This window comes from Streptosporangium sp. NPDC049376 (assembly GCF_044466505.1).
GTDB lineage: Bacteria > Actinomycetota > Actinomycetes > Streptosporangiales > Streptosporangiaceae > Streptosporangium.
In genome coordinates this window covers 23,959-50,694 of record NZ_JBITMT010000032.1, presented here as the reverse complement: position 1 = coordinate 50,694, position 26,736 = coordinate 23,959, and the positions used below count along the sequence as shown (strand labels likewise).

Genomic DNA, 26,736 nt, shown 5'->3' with positions numbered 1-26,736 from the left:
AACACGATCTACCAGGACGCTCTTCGACGCTTCAGGTGACGGGCAGCGCCAGATCCCTGGTTCCTCCGGCGGGTTCTCCCGGGGCGGCGATGACCTGCCGGTAGATCCGCTCGTACCCGGCGGTCATGACCTCGACGTCGAAGTTGCCCGCGACGTGGGCCCGGCAGGCGTGCGGGTCCAGCCCGCCGGCCGCCTCGACGGCCTCGGCGAGTTCCTCGGCCTCCTCCCTGACGAATCCGGTGACGCCGTCGGCGACCACCTCGGGAACCGCCCCCCGTTTCAGGGCGACGACGGGGGTGCCGCAGGCCATGGACTCGATCATGACCATGCCGAACGGCTCCTCCCACAGGATGGGGAAGAGCAGGCAGCGGGCCGCGGCCAGCAGTTCCCGCTTGCGGGCGGCGTCGGCCTGCCCGACGTACTCGGCGTCGGGGCCGAGTCTCGGCTTGATCTCCCGCTCGAAGTAGTCGTGTTCCGCGGGCTCGGTGAGCTTGCCCGCCAGCACGATCCTGCGGCCCGCCTCCCTGGCCACGTCGATGGCGATGTGCGCCCCCTTGTCCGCGTTGAGCCTGCCCAGCCACAGCACCCAGTCCTCCTTGCGCTCCTGGAAGGGGAAGGAGGCCGTCTCGACGGCGTTGTGGACCACCCCGGCCCAGTTGAGGTCGGGGGCCAGCCGCCGTTGCGCCTCGGAGATCGCGACCATCGACACGGCCGGGCCGAGCACCCGGTAGTACTCGCCCAGCTCGCCCTCGATCTCCCCGTGGCAGGTGACCAGCGTCGGCACCGCCCTGGCCGCCGCGCTCAGCGGCCCGGCCAGCGAGTGGTCGTGGACGATGTCGGCGTCGATGTCCAGGGCCAGCGCGTACGCCTTGGCCGCGTGCAGCACCTCGGGCATCGGCTCGCCGATCCGCTCCGAGGGCGCCGGGTCGTAGGTGGGCAGGAACCTGGCCCCCGTCCGCGCCCTGCCCGCCCCGATCAGGGTGACGTCGTGCCCCCTGCGGGACAGCCCGGAGACCAGCTCGGCGAGCATCGCCTCGATGCCCCCGTAGCCCAGGGGCGGGACGTCGTACCAGGGGGGCGCGACCATGACGACGCGCATCGCGTCGCGTCGTCGGGAAACAGCGGTTGTGGCGATCATTCTCAACCTCACCTACGGCCGTCCGGCCCGCCGGAATCCGACTTGAGTGGAACCTCAGGGGGCGTAGCGCAGGGCGGCCGCCGTCGGGCGGCGCGGCTCGTTGATCAGGGTGACGCCTTCGGAGAGGCCGGTGACGGACACCTCCGAGCCGTCGACGTCGACGGTGACACGGGAGTCGTCCAGGGGGAGCCCGGTGATCCGCAGCTTGCCCAGCCCGACCGGGTCGACCCACACCCGGCCCCGGGGGATCCACGGGTCCAGGCGCATCAGGGTGCGCACCAGGTGGATGGGGGCCGCCGCCGCCCACGCCTGCGGCGAGCAGGAGGTGGGGTACGGCACCGGCCAGGAGAATTCGGAGCGGCCGAAGCCGCAGAACAGCTCGGGCAGCCGCCAGCCGAAGACCTCGGCCGCGTCGAGAAGGCCGAAGGTGATCCGCTTGGCCTCCTCGGCGAAGCCGTAGCGCATCAGACCGGCCGCGATCAGGGCGTTGTCGTGCGGCCACACGGAGCCGTTGTGGTAGCTCATCGGGTTGTAGGCGCCCATGTTGGAGGCCAGGGTGCGCACGCCGTACCCGGTGAACATCTCCGGGGAGAGCAGGTGCTCGGCCACGGAGGCGGCCCGGTCCTCGTCGATGATGCCCGTCCACAGGCAGTGCCCCATGTTGGAGGCGAGGCTGTCGATGGGCCGTCCCGCGTGGTCGAGCCCGATGGCGTAGTAGCCCCGGTCGGCCAGCCAGAAACGCTCGTTGAAGGCGTCCCTGATCCGGGTCGCGCGGGCGTTCCACTCCTTCTCCAGTTCGATGTCACCCACCTCGTGGGCGAAGTGGGCGCGGGCGATGTAGGCGGCGTAGACGTAGCCCTGCACCTCGGCCAGGGCGATGGGGGCGCGGGCCAGGGTGCCGTCGGCGAAGTTGACGCCGTCGAAGGAGTCCTTCCAGCCCTGGTTGACCAGGCCGTGGTCGGTCTTGCGCTGGTAGGAGAGGAACGGGTCGGCGCACCTGACGATCCAGTCGAGGGCGTCGTCCGCGTACGGCATGAGCTCCTCGACGGCCTGCTGGTGCACCCCCCACCTGCGCAGTTCGCCCAGGAGCATCACGAAGAGCGGGGTGGAGTCGACCGAGCCGTAGTAGGCGTGACCACCGTGCGGCGAGGCGCCGGTCTGCACGCCGAACCGCAGCTCGTGCAGGATCTTGCCCGGTTCCTCCTCGGTGAGCGGGTCGTCCACCTTGCCCTGGAGCCTGGCCAGGCGGCGCAGGGTGCCCAGCGCGAGCGACTGGTCGAGCGGCAACGCCATCCACGAGGTCAGCAGCGAGTCACGGCCGAACAGCGTCATGAACCAGGGCGCGCCCGCCGCGATCGTCGGCGGCTCCTCCGGCCGGTCCGGTTCGAAGAGCCGCAGCGCCCCCAGGTCCTCCCTCGAACGGTGGATCACGTGGGCCAGGGCGCGGTTGCTCGTGGTGAAGGAGGGGCTGAGCCGCTCCCAGTCGGCGCGGCGCCTGGCGGGCTCGGCGTGTTCGAGCGGGTGGTGGGTGGAGAACCAGGCCGGTGACTCCTCCCCCTCCAGGATCGGGTTGACCTGGAACGTCGCCTTCCACTCGCCGCGCGCGGGCACGACGACCCTGAAGATGAGCACGCCGGGCACGGCGAACGGCGGAGGGTCGGTGACCACCCGCGTCCCGCGCGACCTGGTGGCTGAGAAGATCAGCAGCCCCGACCTGTCCGCCGTCATCTCCACGTCCGTCACGTGCCTGATCCGGCCCGCCTTCACCTCGAACAGGTCGGCCACGTCGGAGGAGACGTGCACGTCGAGCACACACCCGGCGGGTTCGTCGGACAGGTTGCGCAGGATCAGGTCCTCCCGCAGGCCGCCGCCGACGTAGCGGTCCCTGATCACCAGCAGACTGCTCTCGACCCGTCCGGGACGCGGCGCCGCCCTGCCCACGAACGTCGCGTGGTACGGCTCGCCCGCCAGCACCCTGAGCGGCTCGACGGGCGACTCGTCCACCCGCAGCTCCCAGCGGGACAGCAGCCGGGTGTCGGCGTGGTAGACCCCCTGCGGCCCTCCCTGGATGATGTCCCCGCTCCGCGAGCACACGCAGAAGGAGCCCCCCTCGACCAGGGTCACCGTGGTGTCGCCCAGTGCTCCGGGCTGTCCTTCGAACGTCCAGGCGTTCAATGCACTCTCCGGGGTCCACGTCCTCGTTTCCTGCCCCATTCCCTCCTCCCCGGGGGAAAGAACGCTTCCATGGCGTGTCTTGCCTGTTCACAGGCGTGTCGCCGGGAGATGGACTACCGTTTGGTGCCGTCTTCGTGACGCCTGGCGAACTCCTGCTCCAGGAGTTCGTGCAGGCGCCGGACCATGCCGGGGCCGGGGCTCGGGCGCGGCGTCTCCGGCGGGACGTGGGGGGACAGCGACGGCTGAGCGGGGATGATCTCCCGCCACGGCGTGACGAACACCCCCGCGGGTTCGGAGTCCTCCGGCTCCTCCGGGGTGTCCGAAACCGACGACACGGCGGTCACCAGGAACAGGATGCCGATCAGCGCGGCGCCCGCCAGACGGAGCGTGAGCCTCCTGCGGCTCCTGCGCGCCCTCTCCACGCCCACGGCCACCGGGGCGCCCGCCGTCGCGACGGGCTCCTCCGCCTGGGGTGTCCCCTCGGCGTCGTGGCCGAGCCAGGTCCCGGGGTCGACCCCGAGCGCGGCAAGCCGCAGCCGCAGCCGCCTCACCTCGGGGGCGCCGCCGAGGACGGCCGCCGCCACCAGGGAGTGGATCTCCCCGACGGTGACGCCCGCCGCGACCGCCCGGCCCCGTTCGCTCCAGGCCAGGCGGCTCGGCCCGGTCCATGTCGTCTCCCAGTTGGCCCGCCCCCGCACCACCAGGGCCTGGCCGACCAGCGCGAACAGCGCGGTCTCCAGCCGGGCCAGGCTCCCGGCCGTCTCCTTCCCGCTCCGCTCCTCCTGAGGGCCGAGGCAGGCGGCGAGCCGTCCCGCCCGGCCGTCGGCCAGCAGGTCGAGGACGGTCTCCAGCGCGGGCCGCGCGGTGCCGCCGACCCTGCGGGCGGCCCGGACCAGGCCCCGCACCGGCTCCGTCGCCAGGGTCTCCATGGTCAGCCCGACCCACTCCTGCCAGGGCAGTACGGCCCGCCTCTCCCGCTCCCCGGGGAACAGGCAGTGCCGTACGGTCCCCGGCCTCACCTCGAACCCGGCCTCCAGGGCGGTGGTACGGCCCCGGCCCGCGGGTTCCCGGCGCCCGCCCAGGGCCCGCATGCGCCGTTCCACACTGGGGTGGGGGTCGTGACGCGAGGTCCGCCGGGACGGCGTCGCGTGTTCCATCCCCTCGATCGCGGCCCGGTAGCCGGACGAGGCGAGCATGGCGGCGAACACCGCCGGCGGGTCGTCGGGCAGGTAGCCCCTGGCGTACATGGGGTCGAGATACCGGTCACGGAACTCGCCCCACGCCACCGGCAGCACCACCAGGGTCCGCCACAGCGCCTCCGCCGCGACCGTGCCTCCCGTGCCTCCTGTGCCTCCCGTGCCTCCTGCGGCTCCCGTGGCCTCGACGGCCCTCGCCGCAGCCGCGTCCGCCTGGAGTTCCTGCCGCCGGTTGACGGCGGAGGAGACCCAGAGGTACAGCCTCGCGTAGCCGGAAAGCGGCCACCGGATCCAGGAGACCGGGACGCCGCGCGCGGCGGGGTCCGGGGTGCGGGGGCGTTCGAGCCGGTCGAGGACGGCACGCAGCGCCAGGTGCCCCCGGTAGACGACCGCGCCGAGCCCGGTGGGGGCGTGGTGACCCAGTTCGTGGCAGAGCACCGCGCGCAGCTCGTCGGCCGTCAGCCCGGCCAGCAGCGGCAGTCCGAGGCGCAGGTGCCGTCTGCCCCCGACGAGGCCGAGCAACCTCGTCTCCTCCGTCAGCTCGGCGTCCACCTCCGCGGTCAGCCGCAGGGTCGCGGGCGGGCGGGTGCCGAGCCGCCCGGCCAGTTCCGTGACCACGGCCCACAGCTCGGGCGCCTGGCCGGGGGTGACCAGGACGCCATCGGGGGCGGGCCGCACCCCGGCCCCGGTGACGAACAGGCGGCGCAGGATCCACAGCGCCGGGATCGCGGTGAGCGCCGCCGTCACCGTCCCCGCCCGCGACGGCCTGCCCAGCGCGGGCGCGTCCCACACGAACAGGACGAGGACGCCCGCGTCGAGCAGGACGAGGACCAGGCCCAGCAGGCAGGGGCCCGCGAGCAGTCCGAGCGCCAGCAGCGCGCGCACCGCGATCACGGCAGCCCCCTTCCCCGGTCCGCCGCCGTCCCGATGGCATGGCGGACCCGGTCGAGGCAGGTCCCCTTCTTCCTCAGCCGCTCCCACGCCCCGCGCGGGAGGAGGCCTCCGGTGGACACACCCGCGAACGTCAGGTGGTGGAACCCCCCGAACCCGTCCGCCCTGTCAGGTGCCCGTGTGTCTTCCTGTCGTGCGACGTCCCGTTCCGTCATCGTTCGCCCCTCCGCCGGAGGCCGGACGCGGAGACACCATGGAGACACCTGATGAGCGTCCCCTCGCCCGCCCTGTGGCCGATGGGCACGGGCTCCTCACCAGCCCGTGCCCGTACCACCGTGACCTGGCCGCGCGCCTGACTCCCGCCGGTCGAACGCATGCGGTACAGAACCACCGAGAACACCGGCCTGACCGAGCCCGCGAGCAAGGCGGGGACGACCGATCGCTCATCGCCGAGGTGTTCCGACGGCCGGCGCGCCCTGCGCAGGCCCCGTGCTCCGAGAGGGTCTCGACAGTGAGAGATCTTGGCCGGAGTCGACCTGAACCACAGCGGTGCGCGGGCCCGCCCGGCCGCGCCCGCCGGAGCGGGCGGCGGCCCGGTGGGCCACGAACACCGGTAATGCCAGTAAAGCAGCAGGCTGCGGCGTTGCGGAGGGAAAGACGGATTTCCGGACTTCGGCGATCCCCGGCCGGACGAGGCCGGTCGGGGACAGCCGGGGACGGCGTTACGCCGGGGTCAGCGCAGGGTGCCGTTGGTCATGCCGACCGGTTCCTCGGGGACGGCGATCAGGCCGAGTTCGGCGGGCGTGGCCACCAGCGGGTGGTCCGGCACGACCCGGACGGTGTATCCGAAGGAGCCGGTGCGGTCGAGCGGGATCGTGCCGCTGTAGACGGCCTTGCCGTCGTCGGCCTCCGTCTCCAGGGTCAGGTCGGCGTAGGACGGGCCGACCATCTCGTCGTGCTGGCCGACCAGCCCGTAGGCGGCCTGGACCCGGATGTCGGACGGCTGCAGCTCACCGAGGGCGATGGCCGCCCGCAGTTCGAGGGAGGCGCCTACCTCGGGGGTGTCCCCCAGGTTGGTCGCCTCGACGTGCTCGACCCGGACCCCCGGCCAGGCCTGGTGGACCCGGAGCTTCCAGGCGGCGAAGTGCCTGGCGGGCTCGTAGCCGTCCGCGGACAGGGCGCGGGCCGACCCGGCCGCCGGGGCGTACAGGCCGATCACGTAGTCGCGGAGCATCCGGCCCGCCAGGACCTTGGGCCCGAGCGAGGTCAGGGTGTGCCTGACCATCTCCAGCCAGCGCAGCGGCAGGCCGTCGGAGGCCCTGTCGTAGAACCGGTCGGCCACCTCGTGGTCGATCAGGTCGTAGAGCGCGTGCGCCTCAAGCTCGTCGCGGCGGTCGGGGTCGGCGACCCCGTCCGCGGTGGGCACGGCCCAGCCGTTCGTGCCGTCGAACCACTCGTCCCACCAGCCGTCGCGGATGGACAGGTTGAGCCCGCCGTTCAGCGCGGCCTTCATCCCGGAGGTCCCGCAGGCCTCAAGGGGACGCAGCGGGTTGTTCATCCACACGTCACAGCCCTGCACGAGGAGCTGGCCCAGGGCCATGTCGTAGTCGGGCAGGAAGACGATGCGGTGCCGTACGTCCTCGCTGTCGGCGAAGCGCACGATCTGCTGGATGAGTTTCTTGCCGCCCTCGTCCGCCGGATGGGCCTTGCCCGCGATCACGATCTGGACCGGCTTCTCCGGGTTGAGCAGCAGTTCGCGCAGGCGTTCCTGGTCGTTCAGCATCAGGGTGAGCCGCTTGTACGAGGGCACCCTGCGCGCGAAGCCGATGGTCAGCACGTTGGGGTCGAGGGCGTCCTCGATCCAGCCGAGTTCGGCCCGGGAGGCGCCCCTGGCCAGCCAGGACCTGCGCAGCCGTTCCCTGGCCGCGTTGACCAGGCGGGCCCTGAGCCTGTTCCTGATCCCCCAGACGTCCACGTCGGAGATCTTGTTGACGCCCTCCCAGCCCTGGGCGCGCTCGACCAGGGTGGGCAGTTCCCTGCCCGCGAGTTCCATGATCTCGCGGCCGACCCAGGTGGGCGCGTGCACACCGTTGGTGATGGACCCGATCGGGATGTCGTCGGCGTCGAAGCCGGGCCACAGGCCGCGGAACATCTCCCGGCTGACCTCGCCGTGCAGCTCGGACACGCCGTTGACCCGCTGGGCCAGGCGCATGCCCATCGCGGCCATGTTGAACTTGCCCGGTTCGTCCTCGGCACCGAGTTCGAGGATGCGCTCGACGGGGACCGTTGGCCAGGCGTTGTCGCCGCCGAACTGGCGGGCGATCATCTCGGCCGGGAAGCGGTCGATCCCGGCGGGGACCGGGGTGTGGGTGGTGAAGACCGTGCCCGCCCTGACGGCCTCCAGGGCCTCGTCGAAGGAGAGCCTGGCCTCGGTCAGCTCGCGGATGCGCTCAAGGCCGAGGAAGCCCGCGTGCCCCTCGTTGGTGTGGAAGACCTCGGGCTCGGGGTGGTCGCCGACCCGGCAGTAGGCCCGGATCGCGCGCACGCCGCCGATGCCCAGCAGCAGTTCCTGGAGCAGGCGGTGGTCGGTGCCGCCGCCGTACAGGCGGTCGGTGACGTCGCGGGCGGCATTGTCGTTCTCCGCGACGTCGGAGTCGAGCAGCAGCAGCGGGACCCGGCCGACCTGGGCCACCCACACCTGGGCGTGCAGAGGACGCTGTTCCGGCAGGCTGACCGTGACCCGGACCGGGGTGCCGTCCCGCTCCTTGAGCAGGGTCAGCGGCAGGCCGCCCGGATCGAGCGAGGGGTAGTGCTCCAGCTGCCACCCCTCGGGGGAGAGCGACTGGGTGAAGTAGCCGTGGCGGTACAGCAGGCCGACGGCCAGGATCGGCACCCCGAGGTCGCTGGCCGCCTTGAGGTGGTCGCCCGCGAGGATGCCCAGACCGCCCGAGTACTGCGGCAGCGCGGCGGCGATGCCGTACTCGGGGGAGAAGTAGGCGATGGCCCGCGGTGCCTCGGCGAGGGTCTGGTACCACCGGGGCGCGGTCATGTACTCGTGGAGGTCGTCGGCGGCGTCGGCGACCCGCCGGAGGAAGCGGCGGTCGGCGGCCAGCTCACGCAGGCGGCTCGCCTCGACGGCGCCGAGCAGCGCGACCGGGTCGTGACCGACGCGTTCCCAGGTCGCCGGATCGACCTCGGCGAACAGATCGAGTGTTTCGGGGTGCCACGACCAGCGCAGATTGTGGACAAGCTCGCCGAGGGGGGCCAGCTCCGGGGGAAGGACGGTGCGGACAGTGAACCTACGGATTGCTCTCACGCTGCCAGACCCTAGTTACTCAGCGCCATGACGGCGACCCGGACACTCACGCGTCTCCCCCTCACCACTATCAATCCGCTCCAAACACATCCAAGGGCAGTCGATCGACCGGGAGACCACACCCTGGGAACAACTCGCCGAACAGTAAGAGGTCCCGCACTCTTCCACCTAGGCGCATGAAGATGGACTATTGGGGCACGCATCTGTGGGTCGCGACGCCCCACCCCCGGGGGGCCGACCGTCGATGCAACGGCAGGGTATTGTCCTGCATCAAAGCCGGTGACCAGGGGCTTTTAGAGAATCGAAGATCTATTCTTGCCGACTTTTTCGGCGGCACCGGGTGTGCCGTCGCTACCTTGAGACGCGATGATCGGACGAATTCCCATCCAGGACATCCAGCCCACGGTCGAGTGCGGGAACTACCCCGCCAAGGCGGCCGCGGGTGAGACCTTCGAGATCACCGCCGTCGTGTTCCGTGAGGGCCACGACGCGGTCGCCGCGGGCGTCGTGCTGACGAGCCCCGACGGCGCGCGTGGACCGTTGCTGCCGATGCGCGAGCTCGCGCCGGGCACCGACCGCTGGGGCGTCGAGGTGACGCTGCCCGCGGAGGGTGAGTGGAGTTTCCGCGTCGAGGCGTGGGGCGACCCGATGGCGACCTGGCTGCACGACGCGGGCATCAAGATCCCCCGTGACCTGGACGCCGAGCTGATGTGCGAGGAGGGCGCCCGGCTCTTCGACCGCGCCGCCAAGGCCGTACGGCCCGCGGACTGCGCGCCGGCGGGCCAGGAGCCGAAGAAGAAGTCGGGCAAGACCGGGAAGAAGACCGCGTCGGCCCACGTGTGCGGGCACCGGGCCGCGTTGCAGGCGGTCGCGGCCAAGCTGCGTGACACGGCGCTCGACCCCAGGGCCCGTTTCGCGGTCGCCCAGTTGCCGGAGACGGCGGAGCTGCTGCGGGCGCATCCGCTGCGTGAGCTGGTGACCCGCTCCCAGCGGCGGCTCGTCAGGGTCGATCGCCGCAGGGCGCTCTACGGCTCGTGGTATGAGTTCTTCCCGCGTTCGGAAGGGGCGATCGTCGAACCGGACGCAGCCCCCAAGTCCGGAAATTTCAAGACTGCCGCGAACCGGCTGCCCGCCGTCGCGAAGATGGGCTTCGACGTCGTCTACCTGCCCCCGATCCACCCCATCGGGCACAGCTTCCGCAAGGGCCGCAACAACACCCTGACGCCGGAGCCGTACGACCCGGGCTCGCCGTGGGCGATCGGCTCCGAGGAGGGCGGCCACGACGCCATCCATCCCGACCTGGGCACCTTCGAGGACTTCGACGCCTTCGTGGCCAAGGCCCGTGAGCTGGGCATGGAGATCGCGCTCGACCTGGCCCTGCAGTGCGCCCCCGACCATCCGTGGGTCAGGGAGCACCCGGAGTGGTTCAACGTCCGCGCCGACGGCTCGATCGCGTACGCGGAGAACCCGCCGAAGAAGTACCAGGACATCTATCCGCTGAACTTCGACAAGGACCCCGAGGGCCTCTACGCCGAGGTCAAGCGGGTGGTCCGGCTGTGGATGGACCACGGCGTACGGATCTTCCGGGTGGACAACCCGCACACCAAGCCGGTCGCGTTCTGGGAGCGGCTGATCGCCGACATCGGCTCGGCCGACCCGGACGTGCTGTTCCTCGCCGAGGCCTTCACCAGGCCGCCGATGATGCACGCCCTGGGCAAGGTGGGCTTCCACCAGTCCTACACGTACTTCACCTGGCGCAACTCCCGGCAGGAGCTTGAGGAGTATCTCACCGAACTCTCGCACGGGTCGTCGAGCTTCATGCGGCCCAACCTGTTCGTCAATACTCCGGACATTCTCCATGAATACCTGCAACACGGGGGAGTCGCGGCATTCCGCATTAGAGCCATCATCGCTGCGATGGCCATGCCAACGTGGGGCGTTTACTCGGGTTATGAACTTGCGGAAAATGTCCCGGTTCGCCCTGGTAGTGAAGAATACCTAGATAGCGAGAAATATCAGTACAGACCTCGCGATTGGGCCAGTGCCGAGCGAGAGGGCCGTAGCCTGGCTCCACTGATCACGCAACTTAATCTGGTGCGCAGAGCACACCCGGCGCTCCAGGAATTGCGTAACCTACGGTTCCATAGCGTCGACAATCCGGACGTGGTCTGCTTCTCCAAGCGGCTGCCCGGCGCCCACGATACGGCCACACGACGGCACGGCATGGGCGACGTGGTCCTGACTGTCGTCAACCTCGATCCGCACCGCACCCACGAGGCGACGGTTTCGCTGGACATGCCCGCCCTGGGTCTCGGCTGGAACGCCGAGTTCGTCGTCGACGACGAACTCTCCGGCGAGTCGTACAACTGGCGGCAGTCCAACTACGTGCGCCTCGACCCTTATATCCACTCAGCACACATCTTCACTCTGCGTGCCACGGCGAACCAGCGGTGAGCCGGCCGGGTACGCATACCGGCAAACAGCGGGGAGTCCACTGGTGAGTCAGGTACCTGAGCCAATTCCGAACACCTTCGACGAGGAGAAGCCGCGCGACCCGTACTGGTTCAAGCGCGCCGTCTTCTACGAGGTGCTCATCCGGGGATTCGCCGACTCCAACGGAGACGGCACCGGAGACATCCGAGGGCTGATCGAACGGCTGGACTATCTCCAGTGGCTCGGCGTCGACTGCCTGTGGCTGCTGCCCCTGTACGAGTCCCCGCTGCGCGACGGCGGCTACGACATCGCGGACTTCATGAAGATCCTGCCCGAGTTCGGGGACCTGGGAGACTTCGTGAAGCTCGTGGACGAGGCCCACAAGCGCGGCATGCGGGTCGTCGCCGACCTGGTGATGAACCACACCAGTGACGCCCACCCCTGGTTCCAGGCGTCCCGGCACGACCCGCAGGGCCCCTTCGGCGACTTCTACGTCTGGAACGACGACGACGAGCTCTACAAGGACGCCCGGATCATCTTCGTCGACACCGAAACCTCGAACTGGACCTACGACCCGGTCCGGCAGCAGTACTACTGGCACCGCTTCTTCTCCCACCAGCCGGACCTCAACTACGAGAACCCGGACGTGCAGGACGCGATGCTCGAAGTGCTGCGGTTCTGGCTCGACCTCGGCATCGACGGCTTCCGGCTCGACGCGGTGCCGTACCTGTTCGAGCAGGACGGCACCAACTGCGAGAACCTGCCCAGGACCCACTCCTACCTCAAGCGGATCAGGGCCGAGGTCGACCGGCTCTACCCGGACCGGGTGCTGCTGGCCGAGGCCAACCAGTGGCCCGCGGACGTGGTCGAGTACTTCGGCGACCCCGCGACCGGTGGCGACGAGTGCCACATGGCCTTCCACTTCCCGCTCATGCCGCGCATCTTCATGGCCGTGCGGCGCGAGTCGCGCTACCCCATCTCGGAGATCCTGGCCCAGACGCCGAAGATCCCGGAGAACTGCCAGTGGGGCATCTTCCTGCGCAACCACGACGAGCTGACGCTGGAGATGGTCACCGACGACGAGCGTGACTACATGTACGCCGAGTACGCCAAGGACCCCCGGATGCGGGCCAACGTCGGCATCCGGCGCCGCCTGGCGCCGCTGCTGGACAACGACCGCAACCAGATCGAGCTGTTCACCGCGTTGCTGCTGTCGCTGCCCGGCTCGCCGGTGCTCTACTACGGCGACGAGATCGGCATGGGCGACAACATCTGGCTCGGCGACCGTGACGGGGTGCGCACCCCGATGCAGTGGAGTCCCGACCGCAACGCCGGCTTCTCCAGCTGCGACCCCGGCAGGCTGTACCTGCCGATCATCATGGACCCCATCTACGGCTACCAGGCGATCAACGTCGAGGCCCAGCAGAAGAGCTCCGGCTCCCTCCTGCACTGGACCAAGCGCATGATCGACATCCGCAAGCGTCACCCGGTCTTCGGCCTGGGCGCCTACACCGAGCTGAACTCCTCCAACCCGAGCGTCCTGGCCTACGTGCGTGAGCTGGGCGACGACCGGATCCTGTGTGTGAACAACCTGTCGCGGTTCCCGCAGCCGGTCGAGCTCGACCTGCGCCGTTTCGAGGGATCGGTGCCGGTGGAGACGATGGGTGGAGTTCCGTTCCCACCGATTGGCGAACTTCCGTATCTTTTGACGCTTCCTGGGCATGGGTTCTACTGGTTCACCCTGCCGCCCACATCCCAGGAGGCGTGAGACCGTGTTGACGGAGCTCCTTTCCGGCTGGATCACCCATCAGCGATGGTTCGCCGGTAAGGGGCGCCCGATCGACGAACTCGGCGTCGACTCCGACGTCGAGCTGAGCCCCGGTCTGCGCCATCTGATCATCTCGGTGCGCCAGGCCGGGGACCACGACCGCTACCAGCTCCTGCTCGGCACGGACGGCGACGCCTCAGGCCGCTACAGCCACGCCAGGATCGGCGGCGACTACTACGACGCCGTCTACAACCCCGACCTCACCGGGCCCCTGCTCACCGGGATGGCCGAGGGCCGCGACCTGGGCCCCCTGCGCTTCCGCCATCTGGAGGGCGCCTCGATCGACACCTCCCTGCGCAGTCTGGTGCTGAGCGCCGAGCAGTCCAACACCTCCCTGGTGTACGGCGAGACCTACATCTGCAAGCTGTTCCGCCGCCTCATCCCCGGGGTCAACCCCGAGCTTGAGATCGTCACCGCCCTGGCCCGCCACGGCGCCGGGCACATCGCACGGCCGTACGGGTGGATCGAGACCGACCTCGACGGGGAGACGACCACGCTGGCGATGACCCAGGAGTTCCTCGCGACCGCGAACGACGGCTGGTCGCTGGCCCTGGCCAGTGTCCGTGACCTGTACGCCTCACTCGACCCCTCGGCGGAGGACGCGGGGGGCGACTTCAGCGCCGAGGCCTACCGGCTGGGCGTGGCGACCGCCGAGGTCCACCGTGAACTGGCCGTCGCCTTCCCCACCGGAGTGCTGGAGTCCCAGGACGTCAAGCAACTGGTCGAGGACCAGCGCCGCCGCCTGGCCCAGGCGATCACCGAGGTGCCCGCGCTGGCCGCGCACGCGCGGGTGGTCGAGGACGCCTACCAGCGGATGGCCGACGTGGTCTCCGAGATGCCCGTCCAGCGCGTCCACGGCGACTACCACCTCGGCCAGGTGATGCGCACGACGACCGACTGGGTCGTCCTCGACTTCGAGGGCGAGCCCGGTCAGCCGCTGGCCGAACGCCGCGCGCTGTCGTCCCCGCTACGCGACGTGGCCGGGATGCTGCGCTCCTTCGAGTACGCGGCCCGCCACCTGCTCGCCGACAATCCGGACGCCGAGGCACTGCGCCCCAGGGCGGCCGAGTGGGCCGCGCTGAACCGCGCGTCCTTCCTCGACGGCTACGCGGCAGGCGGCGGCAGGCTGCACCCCCAGGACACCGTCCTGCTGCGCGCCCTCGAACTGAGCAAGGCCGTCTACGAGGTCGTCTACGAATCCCGTAACCGCCCCACCTGGCTGCCCATCCCCATGGCCGCCTTCGAAACGGACCGCTGAGGGTTTCTCACTCCAGCCGGCCCAGGTCGGCCAGGGAGCCGTTGAACAGGAAGTCGGAGGTCTGGGTCATGGCCATGACCACGAGGTCGCGGGCGGGGTGGTTGAACCACGAGGTGCCGTAGCCGCCGTCCCAGCCGTAACGGCCGGGGACCGAGGAGATCTCGTCCGGCTCGGTGACGACGGCCACGCCGTACCCCCAGCCGTGACCGGCGAGCACGATGTCGCCTGACGCCCGCTGCCCGGCCGTCAGGTGGTCGGTCGTGATCAGCTCGACGGACCGCTCGGACAGCACCCGGCGTCCCTGGTGGACGCCCCCGGCCAGCAGCATGCGGGCGAAGGCCAGGTAGTCGTCCACGGTGGAGACCAGACCGGCCGCTCCCGAGGGGAAGACGGGCGGCCTGGTCCAGGCTTCGTCGGTGGTGTGCGTCTGCGGCGTCAGCTCGCCGGTCGGACCGGTCATGTAGTGGACCGGCAGTCTGCCGAGGTGTTCCGCGGGCAGGTGGAAGCCGGTCTCGGCCATGCCCAGCGGCTCGAACAGGCGTGTCCTGAACAGGTCGCCGAGCGACATGCCCGTGGCGCGGGCGACCAGCACGCCAAGCACGAGGGAGGCGGTGTTGTACTGCCAGCGCTCCCCCGGCTGGCACATCAACGGCAGCGTGCCGAAGCGGCGCATCCACTCGTCGGGGTCGTGCGGCGTGCGGGGGTCGGGCGGGCCGGTGACGAGTTCGAGCTCCCGGGCCGCCTCGATGACGGGATAGGGCAGGTCGATCGTGGGGTACGGCGAGTCCGGCGTGACCCCGAAGACCAGGCCGTATCCCATCCGGAAGGTCAGCAGGTCCTCCACCGTGATCGGGCGTCCGGCGGGGACGGTGTCGTCGAGCGGGCCGTCGAGGCGCCTGAGCGCCCTGCGCCCGGCCAGCTCGGGAAGCAGCCGGTCGACCGGTTCCTCCAGTCTCAGCGTGCCGTCCTCGACCAGGGTCATGGTCGCCGCGGCCAGGACCGCCTTCGTCATCGACCCGACGCGGAAGATCGTGTCGCGCCGCATCGGCTCGTCGCCGCCCAGGGCCGTCGCCCCGATCGGCTCGACGAGCGTCTCGTCCCCCTGGGCGACGAGAAGCACCATGCCGGGCAACTCGCCTTTCTCGACACGCGCGGCCATCGCCTGGCGCACCCGGTCGAACCCGGCTCGCAACGGAGAGGTTGTCATCGTCGTGCCTCCACGCTCAGGGCTCCCACCCACCGGTACGGCGTCACCCCAACCCTGCCATCCCCGACCGACATTTCCCACGCGCCTTCGGGGTACGGCGGTGCCGTACGACCACTTCCGCCTCCGGAGGGAGGCGAGGAAAAGGGTGCCGTAAGCCGGAAAGAGGTTAGGAAAGAGCGGACATAAGGCTTTCCCATAGCTTTTCACAATCGCCTGACGGGTTCGCGGAAATTACCAGGACAGGCCCTTGTCGTCGTCGCGAACCAGTGGACGGGCATACACCGCCCACCTCAGGGCATGAATCCGGTCACACCCTCACCACCCGTACGGTCCCGCGACGCACCAGGTGTTTCGGCTGCCCCATAGTCCTCGTGACATAACACACGCCACGCGCGCCACTCCCGGAACGGATTGAATCCACAAACCCTGACGGACCAATTCACTGACTTCCGTGATCGCCGTGGGAGGGGCAATCTTGTCGGTGATCCTTCCGGCCGAAAAAACCTTCTCATCGGCTCGGGAAAAACACGGGAAAACTCATCGGGAGTCTGGAGAATCGAACATGGATCACGGAAGGAAAACAAAGGGAATCTTATCCGGATCGGGGACGCTGCTGGCGTGCGCCCTGCTGGTCGCCGGAGTCGGGGCCGTACCGGCGCAGGCGAGCGCGGCCGCGGTGAACTGCGGCGACACACTGACCGCGGACGCCGCCCTGACCGCCGACCTGGTGTGCGCCGGCGGCGGGCTGACCATCGCGACCGACGGCGTGACCCTCGACCTGGGCGGGCACGTCCTCACCACGACCGGCCTCACCCTGCGGGCCTCGGGCGTGACCGTGAAGAACGGCAAGATCGTGGGAACGGGCGGGGAGGCGGTGACCGTGCAGCCGGGCACCACCGGCGGCACCGTGGAGGCGACGCTCTCCGACGTGCAGGTCACCGCAGGGGCGACCCGGGTGCAGGACGCGACCCTGACCGTGGCGGGCAGCAACCCGGCCCTGTGCCTCCTGACGGGCCTGACGGTGCTGAAGTCCACGGCGACGGTCGAGCAGTGCGTCGTGCACGGGGAGGTCAGCGTCCAGGACTCCCCCGAGGTCACGGTGGCGTCGAGCACGCTGAGCGAGGGGAGGCTGACGACCGCCAGGTCCGGCGGCGTCTACAACGGGACGGTCTTCGACAACTTCCCGGTGACCGTCGCCGCCGACGCGGGTGAGGACGTCTTCCAGGACAACCTCTTCAGGAACGCCGACACCGCCCTTGAGGTCAAGGGCGGGCAGCGGACCACCTTCGACGGCAACGTCTTCATGAACAACTCCGTCGGACTGCTGAGCACCGGCGGCTTCGCCCTCACGACCGTGAAGAACAACGTCTTCCACAGCAACAAGACGGTCGGCCTGCTGGTCAACCAGAACCTCGCCGGGGTCAACCCCGACCCGGTGGCCGACAACATCTTCTTCGCCAACGGCATGACCCCCCGCAAGCTCACCGACCTGGGCGGCAACACCGTCCGCGGTGGCCTGCACCTGTTCACCGGCACCGTCACGCAGGCCGCCCTCACCGTGGCGCGCAACGGCGGCCTGGCCAACGGCGGCTTCCTCATCTGGGCCAGGCCCGGCTCGGTGACGGACGGCGGCGGCAACCGGGGTCCGTGCGGCCCCAAGCCCAAGTCCGGCCTCACCTGCGCCTGACCCCGCCTTCGACCTTGACGCTTGAGGCGGCTCCCGCCGGACACGGCGGGAGCCGTTCAGCCGTCCGAGGTGATCCGTCGCTCGATCCGGTGGCGGATCCCGGCCGCGCGGGGGTCGTCGTAGTCGGCGAGCAGGCCAAGCGCCTTCGTCCAGTGCCGTCTGGCCGCCTCGGGGTCCTCCTCCACCAGGGACGCGCCGAGGGCGTCGAGGTCCAGGGCCTCGTGCCAGGTGTCGCCGAGCATGTGGTGGATCGAGGCGGCCTGGCGGTGGAAGTCGGCCGCCTCCCCGTGCCGGTCGAGCGCGTAGAAGGTCTCGCCGGTGCCGTACCAGGCCAGTGCCTCCCGGCTGCGGTCCCCGAGGCGCCGGTGGAGCGTGGCCGAGCGCTGGAAGGAGGCCAGCGCGTCGACGAACTGCCCGGCCGCCCGCTGGGCGTTGCCAAGGGCGATGAGCCAGAAGCCCTCAAGCCGGTTGTTCCTGAGCACGAGGGCGATCTCGACCGCCTCGTTCGCCGTGGCCAGCGCCTGTTCGACCTCGCCCCGTTCACGCAGGACGTCACTGAACAGGCGCAGCGCGTTGCCCTCGCCGCGTTTGCTCTCAAGGAAGCGGTGCATCTCCAGTGCGCGCCGTACGGCCTGCTCCGCCTCGGTGAGCCGTCCGGCGTGGTAGTGGGTGCTGGCGAGGTTGGCCAGGGTGGTGGCCTCCCAGTGCGCCGAACCCTGCTCCCTGAAGGCGGCGACGGCCCGCTCGAAGTGCTGCGCCGCCTCGTCCAACCGCCTCCTGCGGAGGTTGACCAGCCCGATGAGGTTGAGCGAGTGGGCCTGGCCGAGCCGGTCGTCCACCTCGGTCCAGATCGCCAGCGCCTGGCGGTGGCTCTCCAGGCTGTCGTCCAGGCGGTTGATCCGGACGTAGCCGATGCCGAACTCGGTGAGCAGCCGTGCCCGGGCGGGCAGGTCGCCGAGCCGTTCCGTCGCGGCCAGGCCGAGCCTGCCGACCTCCAGCCAGTCGGCGACCGGCGCCGAGGGCGGCTGGCTGTTGGCCAGCACGACCGCCAGCTGCCAGGTCAGCTCGTCGTATCCGGCGGAGATAGCGGTCCTGGCGACCTGCAGGAGGTTGGCGTGCTCGCGTTCCGACCAGTCGACGGCCGTGTCGTAGTCGGCGAAGGTCAGCGGTCGCACACCCTCCATGGGAGGTGTGAGCCGTATCCGGTTCTCGGCGGGGCCGATCCAGTTCTGGGCGGCGTCGGCGGTGTGCAGGTACCACTCCAGGACGCGGCGGAGCGCGGCCTGCCGGTCGTCGTAGGAGCCGTCCCGCTGCGCCTGGTCGGCGGCGTAGGCGCGCAGCAGGTCGTGGAACTGGTAGCGGCCCGGCGTCGTCTGTTCGAGCAGGTGGGCGCCGACCAGGGAGTCCAGCAGCTGCCGTGTCCTGCTCGGGGTCAGCCCGCCGAGCGCGGCGGCGGCGTGCAGCCCGAACTCGGGGCCCGGGTGCAGACCGAGTAACCGGAAGAGCCGGGCGACCTGGTCGGGCAGCGCGCGGTAGGACCACGCGAACACCGTCCGTACGGCCCCGGCCTCCTCGTCGTCCCCGGTGCTCAGCGCGTCCCACAGGGCGGACTCGTCACGCAGGTCGGCGATCAGGTCGTCCAGCCGCATGTGGGGGTAGCTGACGGCTCGTTCCGCGGCGATCCGCAGGGCCAGCGGCAGCCGGGCGCACAGTCTGGCCAGCTCGGTGAGCTTGCTCTCGTCGTCCTCAGGACGGTATCCGGCGGTGACGGCCCGCAGCAGGGCGACCGCCTCCGGCTCGGGGAGCGTGCCCAGCGTCAGGCGGTGCGCCCCGTCGCGTACGGCGAGGATCGACAGACGGCTGCGGCTGGTGACGACGACCAGGCAGCCCGCGCTGCCGGGCAGCAGGGGGCGGACCTGGCTCACCATGGCCGCGTTGTCGAGGACGATCAGCATCCTGCGGCCGGCCAGCAGTGAGCGGTAGAGCGCGGCGGCGGCGTCGAGGTCCTGCGGCACCGAGTGGGCGCGGACGCCGAGGGCGACCAGGAACCGGTGCAGCGCGTCGTAGGCGGTTACCGGCTCTCCGGGGTCGTAGCCGCGCAGGTTGACGTAGAGCTGCCCGTCGGGGAAGCGCTCCTGGATCTGGTGGGCCCAGCGCAACGCGAGCGAGGTCTTGCCGACACCGGCCGTCCCGGCGATCACGCACACCGAGATGACCCTGGGGTCGCCGTCCTCACCGGTCAGGACCGCGTTCAGCCGTTCGAACTCCTCGACGCGGTTGACGAACCCTCGCACGTCCGCGGGAAGCTGGCGCGGCACCGGAGCCGGGGAGGCGCCCCTGTTCCTGCCGCCGTGGTCGTGGAAGTGCACTCCCCCGCTGACGTTCCTGGCCTGCACGACGTCACGTGAGGACCCCGACAGTTCGGAGTACGAACCGCCGGGGTGTTCTTCATCTTCTCTGTGCTTTTTGACGGCTACTCCGTTTTCGACCCGACCGTGGACGAGGAGAGGGAGGTGAGCTCCCGGTCGACATAGGACCTGACGTCCTCGCCCGTCTCGTAGAGGCCTCTGATGTAGTCCTCCCAACCCCTGACGAGGTGGGGAGTGGTGTAGCGGAACGCGCCGTCGGGGACACCGCCCTCGGTGTAGAGGACACGGTAGAGAGTCCGGCCGCCGAGGACGACCACCTCGGGAAGCGGGCCGCCGCGTTCGAAGGCCGCGACCGCCTCGGCGCCGACCACCCGGATCCGCTCGCCGCACTCCGCGCGCATCCGCAGCGAGCGCAGCTCCCAGCGCATGTACGGCGTGAGCGGCGTCTCGACGACCCGCACCCGGTGGAAGAAGGAGTTGCGGAGCTCGTCCTCACGCGTCATGGCGAGCAGGCTGTCCGTGCGCTCTTCGAGCAGCCGCATCGACTCGTCCCAGTCACCCCGGCGGAAGGCGTCGTAGCTGGGAACGGCCTGCTCCTCGAAGTGCTGGCGCCGTTCGAGCTTCCAGGAGTCACGGTTGCGGAGGACCGCCTCCCGCTGCCGGAAGTCGCGCCGGTAGGCCTCTCTGACGAGCCTTTCGCCCTGGGCGGGGATGAGATGGGGAGCGCGGAGGTCAGACATCGGCGATGTCCGGTTTCGCGACGCTGAGCATGATGCCAGGGATGACGACCAGTCGCTCGTCCGGAGCGAGGGAGACGCCTTCCGGCAGACGCGGCTCGTAGACGGCGGTGAGATCTCTGCCGATCACCGCGATGTCACCGTTGTCCAGCTGCCAGATGTCGGGGCACTCGTCTCGACCGTCGGAACGGTCAAGCTCCTTGGCCGACTTCCCCAGGCGCCGTTGGAACAACGCGGACGGGTCAGCCTCCCAGGAACGAGCCATGCCTGCCTCCCAGTCGGCTTGGCCGTACGTGTGACTTGCACGGAGCATATGCGAGACGGCCTCCCGGAACAATGGAAAGTTCGCCTTCGCCGCCGAACATCACCCAAAAAACAAACGGCTAGCCCTAAACAGGATGAAAGCAGACCAATAACCGGCAATCACCCAACCCAGCCGAGAGGCCATGGACACCCCTGACCTGGGGATTGTCTCCACAGAAAGCCTTTTTCCCGCAAACGATCATGGTCTCGTATTCCGACGTCACCCCCTTTGGGCACCGTTTCCGGCAGACACCGGACGCCGAAGACACCAAGAACGGCACGCCCGAGATATCGGCCTCCGAAAAGCCGCTCCCGGCACTCACGGACGCCGTCGTCCCGAGTACAGCCAGCACCACGAGAAGAGAGGCGCTGGTGGGATGTAGCCGGGTACGGCGTCGCCGTGAGGATCGACGGGCTCTTCCACCGTCCAGAAACAGGAGAGGCCCGTGGCGAAACGACATATCCCCATCGCCCTCATGATCGGCGCCGCCCTGGCCGCCGTGACACCCGTACTGCCTGCCCTGGCGGGCGGATCCCGCCCCACGGCCGCGGCGGTCTCCGACGTCCCCTGCCCGGTCGTGAAGGGAACGGTGGCCCGCTGCGGAGAGATCACGGTGCCGCTGGTCCGCGCCGACCCCTCAGCGGGCACGAACCGGATCGCCTACGCGCTCCTGCCGCGCACCGACGTCGGCCGTCCCCCTGCGGGAACGGTCATGGTGGTCAGCGGCGGTCCCGGCGAACCGGCGATCGCCTACGCGGAACGCTTCGCCGAGGACATGACCGCCCTGCGCGACGACCACGACCTGCTCCTGGTCGATCCGCGTGGCACCGGCGGATCGGAGCCGGTCGGCTGCGGTGTCCCCGCGGACTACGACCTGCTCCCCCGAGAGCGGCAGATCGACGAGGTCGAGGCGTGCGGACGACGGCTCGGAGAGCGGGCACGGGCCTACACCTCGGCGGAACTGGCCGACGACCTGGACGCCGTCCGCTCACACCTCGGCGTCGACAGGGTCGATCTGTACGGCGTGTCCTACGGCACCTATCTGAGCACCGTCTACGCCTTCCGGCACCCGGAGCACACCCGCAGCGTCGTCCTGTCCGGGGCCTATCCCCTGCGTTTCGACTCGCTGGGCCGTCCGAACGCGCGGGCGGTCGAACGGGCCCTGCTGCGGCTGTGCGCGCGCAGCGACGGCGCCTGCCAGGGTGAGAAGGCGGTCGCCAACCTCGAACGGCTGGCCGCCCGCCTGCGGGAACGCCCCGTTCCCTTCGAGATCGAGGTCTCAGGGCGTCGCCGTACCCTGCTGCTCGACGAGCACATGCTCGCCCTGATCCACTTCTATGTGGCGAGCAGCAACGGCACCCCGCGAGTCTGGTCCGAGCTGCCGGCCATGGTCTCGCGGGCGGTCTCCGGTGACACGGCCCCGCTCGTCGCCCTGGCCGGGCAGCTCGCCGAGGGACTCGCCTCCCAGCCGCCGGAGAAGCGGGCCACCAGGGCCCAGGCCCTGTCGATCGTCTGCAACGACTATCCGACCGTGTGGGACCGGCGGGCCACCGTCGCGGACCGTACCGCCGTCTTCGCCGGGGCGCTGCGACGGGCCGAGGGACGGTTCGGGCCGTTCAGCGCGCGTGGCTGGACCGAGGCCGTGATGGACGGCGCCGACCTGTGCCTCAAATGGCCCCGTACCGACCGGCCCGCGGGCCACGGCACCGCGCCCCGCGTCCCGGTGCTCGTGCTCTCCGGTGAACTCGACACCAACACCCCCGTCTCCCAGGGGCGCCTGGCCGCGGAGCAGTTCCCGGTGAGCACCTTCGTGGAGGTTCCCTCCTCGGGACACGTCCCGACCTGGGAGGAGACCGGTTGCGCGGCCAGACTGGCGACGGCCTTCATCCGCACCGGCTCGACCGGTGACCGCTCCTGTCTGAAGGACATCCCTCCCCTGCCGGTCACCCGCCTCCGCTGACCCTGCCGTACGGCGGGGCCCTTTTCGTACGGCGGGCCCCGCCGTACGAAAAGGTGTTGAGAGGTTGTCGGACCTCCGTGAGAGGCTGGGCGACGGTGATCAGGGCCGATCAAGATAAGAGGACCACGAGTCATGACCGACGACCGCGTTTCCCCCGCTTTCATCGCCGACGAACGCGCCATGCTGGACAGCTGGCTCGACTGGCACCGCGAGACTCTGGCCGTCAAGTGCGCCGGTCTGCCCGAGGAACGGCTCCGTGAGCGTTCCGTGCCGCCGTCGTCCCTGTCGTTGCTCGGCCTGGTTCGTCACATGGCCCATGTGGAACGCGTCTGGTTCCGCCGGGTGCTGGACGGCGAGGACGTCCCGCTTCTCTACAGCAAGGCCGAGGACCCCGACTCCGACTTCAACGACGTGGACACCGCCTCCGTGGAGGAGGCCTTCGCCATCTGGCGGGCCGAGATCGAGGTGGCGCGCGAGATCTCGGCCCGGGTACCGCTCGACGCCGTCGGCAAGCAGCAGCGTCACGGCCAGGACGTCTCGCACCGCTGGATCCTCGTCCACATGATCGAGGAGTACGCCCGCCACAACGGCCACGCCGACCTGCTCCGCGAACGCCTCGACGGCGCCGTCGGCGAGTGACCTTGTCCAGGGGACAGACCAGGTAAGCCGGAAAGGACCGGTGGTTGAGAGCTGGTCTCCCGGTGGCGCGATGTCCCCTCCGGTGCGAGCACCGGCTTTCGCCGCCCCGCCTTGACGTGGACGGTCCCGGGTCGTCCATGGGCTGCCGGGCCGCGGATGCCGAAGTCGTCTCCCGAGGCGGGGAGGTCACCTGCCGGACGGCGAAACGACTAAAAGGGCAAGAGGGATATACAACTCCTGCCACTACCAAGCTATAGCGCATGGGGGGACTTGCCACAAGGCCCCGGTTGTGCCGCACAATCCTCCTTCGACACCGGAACGTACGGACATCGGGGGCCGTGGAATGCGCGTTGTGTTGGTGACCTACGGATCACGCGGGGACGTCGAGCCGATGACGGGGCTGGCGGTGCGGCTACGGGCGCTCGGCGCCGAGGTGCGGGTGTGCGCGCCGCCGGACTTCGCGGAGTTGCTGGACGATGTCGGCGTGCCGCTGAGTCCTCTCGGCTGGCCGATCCGCGCGCTGGCGACGGGGGCGATCCCCGACAAGGCGAAGGCGGGCCTGTCCGGCATCGCCGCCGAGCTGACCGCCATGGCCTACGAGACGGTCGGCGAGGCGGCCGGCGACCGTGCCGCGGTGGTTGCGACCGGTTCCTTCCCCGCCGTGGCCGGTGCGCGGGCGGCGGCCGAGAAGCTGGGCGCGCCCTATGTGTTCGCCTCCCTCTCCCCCTCCTACCTGCCGTCGCCGCATCACGCGCCTCGTCCCTGGCCGGGCCAGGTGGTCCCCGAGGGGGTGACCGGCAACCGGGAACTGTGGGCCCTCGACGCCGAGCACAAGGACGCGTTGTTCGGCGAGACGATCAACAACCATCGGGCGTCGGTCGGCCTGCCCCCGGTGGACGGCATCCGCGACCATGTCTTCACCGGCCGCCCGTTCCTGGCGACCGACCCGGTCCTGGGTCCCTGGCAGGAGACGCCGGAGCTCGACGTGACGCAGACCGGCGCGTGGATCAGGCCGGACGAGCGCCCGCTTCCTGTCGGCCTGGAGGCGTTCCTGGCCGCCGGGGACAAGCCGGTGTACGTGGGCTTCGGCAGTATGCCGATGCGGGGCGCGAGCGCCCAGGAGATCTCGCGAGCCGTCATCGAGGCGGTTCGGACGCGGGGTCGCCGTGTCCTGCTCGGGAGCGGCTGGGCCGACCTGACCGCGATCGACGACCGGGACGACTGCTTCGTCGTCGGCGAGGTCAACCAGCAGGCGCTGTTCAGCCGGGTGGCCGCCGTCGTGCACCACGGCGGCGCGGGCACCACGACGACGGCGGCCCGTGCCGGAGCGCCGCAGGTGATCGTGCCTCAGGTCGCGGACCAGCCGTACTGGGCGAGCCGGGTGACCGAACTGGGCATCGGCGCGGAACACGACGGTCCGACGCCGACCGCCGATTCTCTGTCGGCCGCGCTCAGGATCGCCCTGGCCCCCCAGACCGGTGCCCGCGCGGCCGTCGTGGCCGGGACGGTCCGTACCGACGGGGCGGAGCGGGCCGCGAAGCTCCTGCTCGACGTGGTCGACCGGAGTGGATCCGGGTTTCCCTAGAAAGCGGCCCCACTCAGGCTCGCCGTCAAAAGCCGATGAAGGCGTCCCGCGCACTCGCACTCACCATGAACGGCACCTGAAAGAAAACCCCGGTGACACGAATCCCCACCCGGCCACGGAGCCATCTCAGGACAGTCACCTTGATTCGGCGGCTTCAGCTCGTCGTCGAGGGTCATGAGGGGCTCCCCGGGGAAGGGCGGCACTCCCCCGAAGATAAGCACGGGAAATCTCTGGGAGGTCATGCCCCCGGCCACGGGACCGGCAAATCCGGGAGCCGTCGAATTCCGTATGCGGCCTGCTTGATGACCCGTGGAGGCGGACGCCAGGAGGTATTCTCCTGGCGTCCGATCATTTCATTCTCTTTCACATGAACCGGGAGTTGGTGTGGGAGCCGGGGGTTTCACATGGATAGGCGCCGTAATCGTGTCGATCATCTGGGCGATCGCCCCGTGGCCTGGGAAATGGCCCAGGAGGGTGATCCTCGTCGCCCATTTGCTGGCGACGGCGTATATAGCGGCTTCGATCCTCTCGGGATATCTGGCGAACAAATCGTTCTCAGGGAGCGACACCGTGAACGGCATGGTCAACGTGGGTTTCCTCCTGGCGCCCGGTGCGCTCATCGCGGTCTTCCGTCTGTGCCGTGACGTATGAGACGCTCACGAACCCCGCACCGATGTGTGAGCGTCATCCGGTGATGACGTCCAGGCCGCTCCAGTCGCGGGTGGCCGTGCCGAAGTCCTGGAACACGATCCACTCCCTGCCCTGGTTGTTGGTGGCGTAGGCGGTCGTGGTGCCCATCGCCTGGACGCGGTCGCCGGCCAGGGAGAACACCGGGCCTCCGCTGTCACCGGGCCGACCGGCCGTGCCGTCCTTCCACGCCGAGATCAGGTCGTTGTAGCACTCGTGGTTGCCGTAGAGGTCGGTGCCGCAGCCCGAGACGATGGTCCCGTCGACCGTGTAGCCGCACTTGGCGCCGGACGTCGTGCCGGAGAAGCAGAGCGACTGGCCCCCGGCGGTCCAGCCCCAACCGGCCACCCCCTTGGTGAAGTCGTTGACACCGGGGGTTCCGTCCCAGATGCGCCCGCCGGTGTCCGCCCTGACGAGCAGCAGGTCATGGGCGGTGTGCTCGTGCGTCGCCCGGCCGATGACGTTGCCCGCCCCGCTGAGGAAGGTGTCGCCGATCGCTCCGCAGTGTCCGGCGGTCAGCAGATATCGCTGGGACTGCAGGGTGACTCCGAAGCCGCCGGTGCAGTTGTACTGCCAACTGCCGTTCCCGCCACAGCTCGGGCCGCTGAACTTGTCGTTGTGGATGGCCACGCCCCCGTACCAGTCCGGGGAGTCGTCGCAGCGGACCGCGACGGTCCTGAACGGCTCGCCCTGGGTCACGGCCACCGGGACCCCGACGTCGGGGACCGGCGCGAGCCCACGTGCGGACAGGGACCGGACGGCCTCAAGACCGCTGCCGTCGGTGAGTGCCTTGACCATGTGGACCTGGCCGCCGTTCTCCATGCCGGCCCGCCGCCACAGTTCCTTCGCGGCGGCGCGCAACTCCTGCTTGGAGTACCGCGCGCCTCTGACCTCGACCGGCACGCCCGCCTGGCGAACGATCCTCCTGATCTCCCCGGGCGGGGTTCCCCTCCACCACAGGATCGCCCGGTCGGCGGCGAGTTCGACGCCCGCGTATCCCGTGTCGGCCCCTCCCTCGGCACGGTCACGGATCTTCTTCACCACCTTGAGGTACGGCTCCTGCCTCCGCATGGCCGCGCCGTCCTCCGGCGAGGGGACGGCGGGGGCCGCCACGGGCCGGGGAACGGGCTTGACCTCGCCGTTCTGCGCCGAAGCGGTTCCGCCTGCCAGCATCAGCGGGGACAGGAGGGCAAGGATCGCGCCCTTCGTCACGATTGATCTGATCTTCTCGCGCACGTGTCCTCCGAGAGGGGGATGACCCACGACGCGGCCGGGGAACGCCGGTCACCGTGGGCGCGTGGGCGGCCGATCACACATCAGCCTGGC

At 70.1% G+C, this 26,736-nt stretch carries 17 protein-coding genes; 8 read left to right on the top strand and 9 right to left on the bottom strand.

Annotated features, from left to right (window positions below):
* Window positions 1-31 precede the first annotated feature (31 nt).
* The 4 genes from ACIBVQ_RS38650 to glgP all read right to left on the bottom strand — a co-directional run bounded on the left by ACIBVQ_RS38650 (window position 32) and on the right by glgP (window position 8,716).
* The gene (locus ACIBVQ_RS38650; protein ID WP_399183824.1) at window positions 32-1,138 is read right to left on the bottom strand and encodes a glycosyltransferase family 4 protein; all 1,107 of its coding nucleotides are present in this window, start codon (window positions 1,136-1,138) and stop codon (window positions 32-34) included.
* A 54-nt stretch (window positions 1,139-1,192) separates the two neighbouring features.
* Window positions 1,193-3,313, bottom strand: coding sequence for a glycogen debranching N-terminal domain-containing protein (locus tag ACIBVQ_RS38645; protein WP_352015189.1), 2,121 nt, complete (start codon window positions 3,311-3,313; stop codon window positions 1,193-1,195).
* A 113-nt stretch (window positions 3,314-3,426) separates the two neighbouring features.
* Complete coding sequence (locus ACIBVQ_RS38640) at window positions 3,427-5,403, bottom strand: M48 family metalloprotease (RefSeq protein ID WP_399183822.1); 1,977 nt, start codon at window positions 5,401-5,403, stop codon at window positions 3,427-3,429.
* A 730-nt stretch (window positions 5,404-6,133) separates the two neighbouring features.
* A complete protein-coding gene (gene glgP / locus ACIBVQ_RS38635) occupies window positions 6,134-8,716 on the bottom strand; it encodes an alpha-glucan family phosphorylase (protein WP_386187494.1) in 2,583 nt (860 codons plus the stop codon).
* Window positions 8,717-9,082: 366 nt separating this feature from the next.
* On the opposite strand from glgP, the gene ACIBVQ_RS38630 reads away from it, so the two are divergent.
* The 3 genes from ACIBVQ_RS38630 to ACIBVQ_RS38620 are packed head-to-tail and all read left to right on the top strand — an operon-like array spanning window position 9,083 to window position 14,235.
* Window positions 9,083-11,170 carry an alpha-1,4-glucan--maltose-1-phosphate maltosyltransferase gene (locus ACIBVQ_RS38630; protein WP_399183819.1) on the top strand — a complete coding sequence of 696 codons (2,088 nt, stop codon included), beginning with the start codon at window positions 9,083-9,085 and terminating at the stop codon, window positions 11,168-11,170.
* Window positions 11,171-11,213: 43 nt separating this feature from the next.
* Window positions 11,214-12,917: a maltose alpha-D-glucosyltransferase gene (gene treS, locus ACIBVQ_RS38625; RefSeq protein ID WP_352015185.1), complete on the top strand. Its 1,704-nt coding sequence runs from the start codon at window positions 11,214-11,216 to the stop codon at window positions 12,915-12,917.
* 4 nt (window positions 12,918-12,921) lie between these two features.
* Entirely contained in the window at window positions 12,922-14,235 is a 1,314-nt protein-coding gene (locus ACIBVQ_RS38620; protein WP_399183816.1) for a phosphotransferase, read from the top strand.
* A gap of 7 nt (window positions 14,236-14,242) precedes the next feature.
* Here ACIBVQ_RS38620 and ACIBVQ_RS38615 read toward each other — a convergent pair whose 3' ends face one another.
* Window positions 14,243-15,442, bottom strand: a complete 1,200-nt coding sequence (locus ACIBVQ_RS38615; RefSeq protein ID WP_399183814.1) for a serine hydrolase domain-containing protein — start codon at window positions 15,440-15,442, stop codon at window positions 14,243-14,245.
* A gap of 562 nt (window positions 15,443-16,004) precedes the next feature.
* Here ACIBVQ_RS38615 and ACIBVQ_RS38610 point away from each other — a divergent pair.
* Window positions 16,005-17,129: a right-handed parallel beta-helix repeat-containing protein gene (locus ACIBVQ_RS38610; protein WP_399183812.1), complete on the top strand. Its 1,125-nt coding sequence runs from the start codon at window positions 16,005-16,007 to the stop codon at window positions 17,127-17,129.
* A gap of 56 nt (window positions 17,130-17,185) precedes the next feature.
* Here the strand turns inward: ACIBVQ_RS38610 and ACIBVQ_RS38605 are convergent, their stop codons facing one another.
* The 3 genes from ACIBVQ_RS38605 to ACIBVQ_RS38595 form a co-directional block, all read right to left on the bottom strand.
* Complete coding sequence (locus ACIBVQ_RS38605; RefSeq protein ID WP_386187514.1) at window positions 17,186-19,525, bottom strand: ATP-binding protein; 2,340 nt, start codon at window positions 19,523-19,525, stop codon at window positions 17,186-17,188.
* Window positions 19,526-19,602: 77 nt separating this feature from the next.
* Window positions 19,603-20,238, bottom strand: a complete 636-nt coding sequence (locus ACIBVQ_RS38600; protein ID WP_362780529.1) for a DUF6879 family protein — start codon at window positions 20,236-20,238, stop codon at window positions 19,603-19,605.
* Entirely contained in the window at window positions 20,231-20,500 is a 270-nt protein-coding gene (locus ACIBVQ_RS38595) for a hypothetical protein (protein ID WP_352015179.1), read from the bottom strand. The genes ACIBVQ_RS38600 and ACIBVQ_RS38595 overlap by 8 nt, the downstream gene beginning before the upstream one ends.
* A 484-nt stretch (window positions 20,501-20,984) precedes the next feature.
* On the opposite strand from ACIBVQ_RS38595, the gene ACIBVQ_RS38590 reads away from it, so the two are divergent.
* The 4 genes from ACIBVQ_RS38590 (at window position 20,985) to ACIBVQ_RS38575 (ending at window position 25,374) form a co-directional block, all read left to right on the top strand.
* The gene (locus ACIBVQ_RS38590; RefSeq protein WP_399183809.1) at window positions 20,985-22,499 is read left to right on the top strand and encodes an alpha/beta fold hydrolase; all 1,515 of its coding nucleotides are present in this window, start codon (window positions 20,985-20,987) and stop codon (window positions 22,497-22,499) included.
* A 132-nt stretch (window positions 22,500-22,631) separates the two neighbouring features.
* Window positions 22,632-23,138: a DinB family protein gene (locus ACIBVQ_RS38585; protein ID WP_399183807.1), complete on the top strand. Its 507-nt coding sequence runs from the start codon at window positions 22,632-22,634 to the stop codon at window positions 23,136-23,138.
* 343 nt (window positions 23,139-23,481) lie between these two features.
* A complete protein-coding gene (locus ACIBVQ_RS38580; protein WP_399183805.1) occupies window positions 23,482-24,723 on the top strand; it encodes a glycosyltransferase in 1,242 nt (413 codons plus the stop codon).
* Between the two features lie 423 nt (window positions 24,724-25,146).
* On the top strand, window positions 25,147-25,374 hold the full coding sequence (locus tag ACIBVQ_RS38575; RefSeq protein WP_399183802.1) for a hypothetical protein: 228 nt from the start codon (window positions 25,147-25,149) through the stop codon (window positions 25,372-25,374).
* Window positions 25,375-25,407: 33 nt separating this feature from the next.
* Here the strand turns inward: ACIBVQ_RS38575 and ACIBVQ_RS38570 are convergent, their stop codons facing one another.
* Complete coding sequence (locus ACIBVQ_RS38570; protein ID WP_399183800.1) at window positions 25,408-26,646, bottom strand: hypothetical protein; 1,239 nt, start codon at window positions 26,644-26,646, stop codon at window positions 25,408-25,410.
* Window positions 26,647-26,736: the final 90 nt, after the last annotated feature.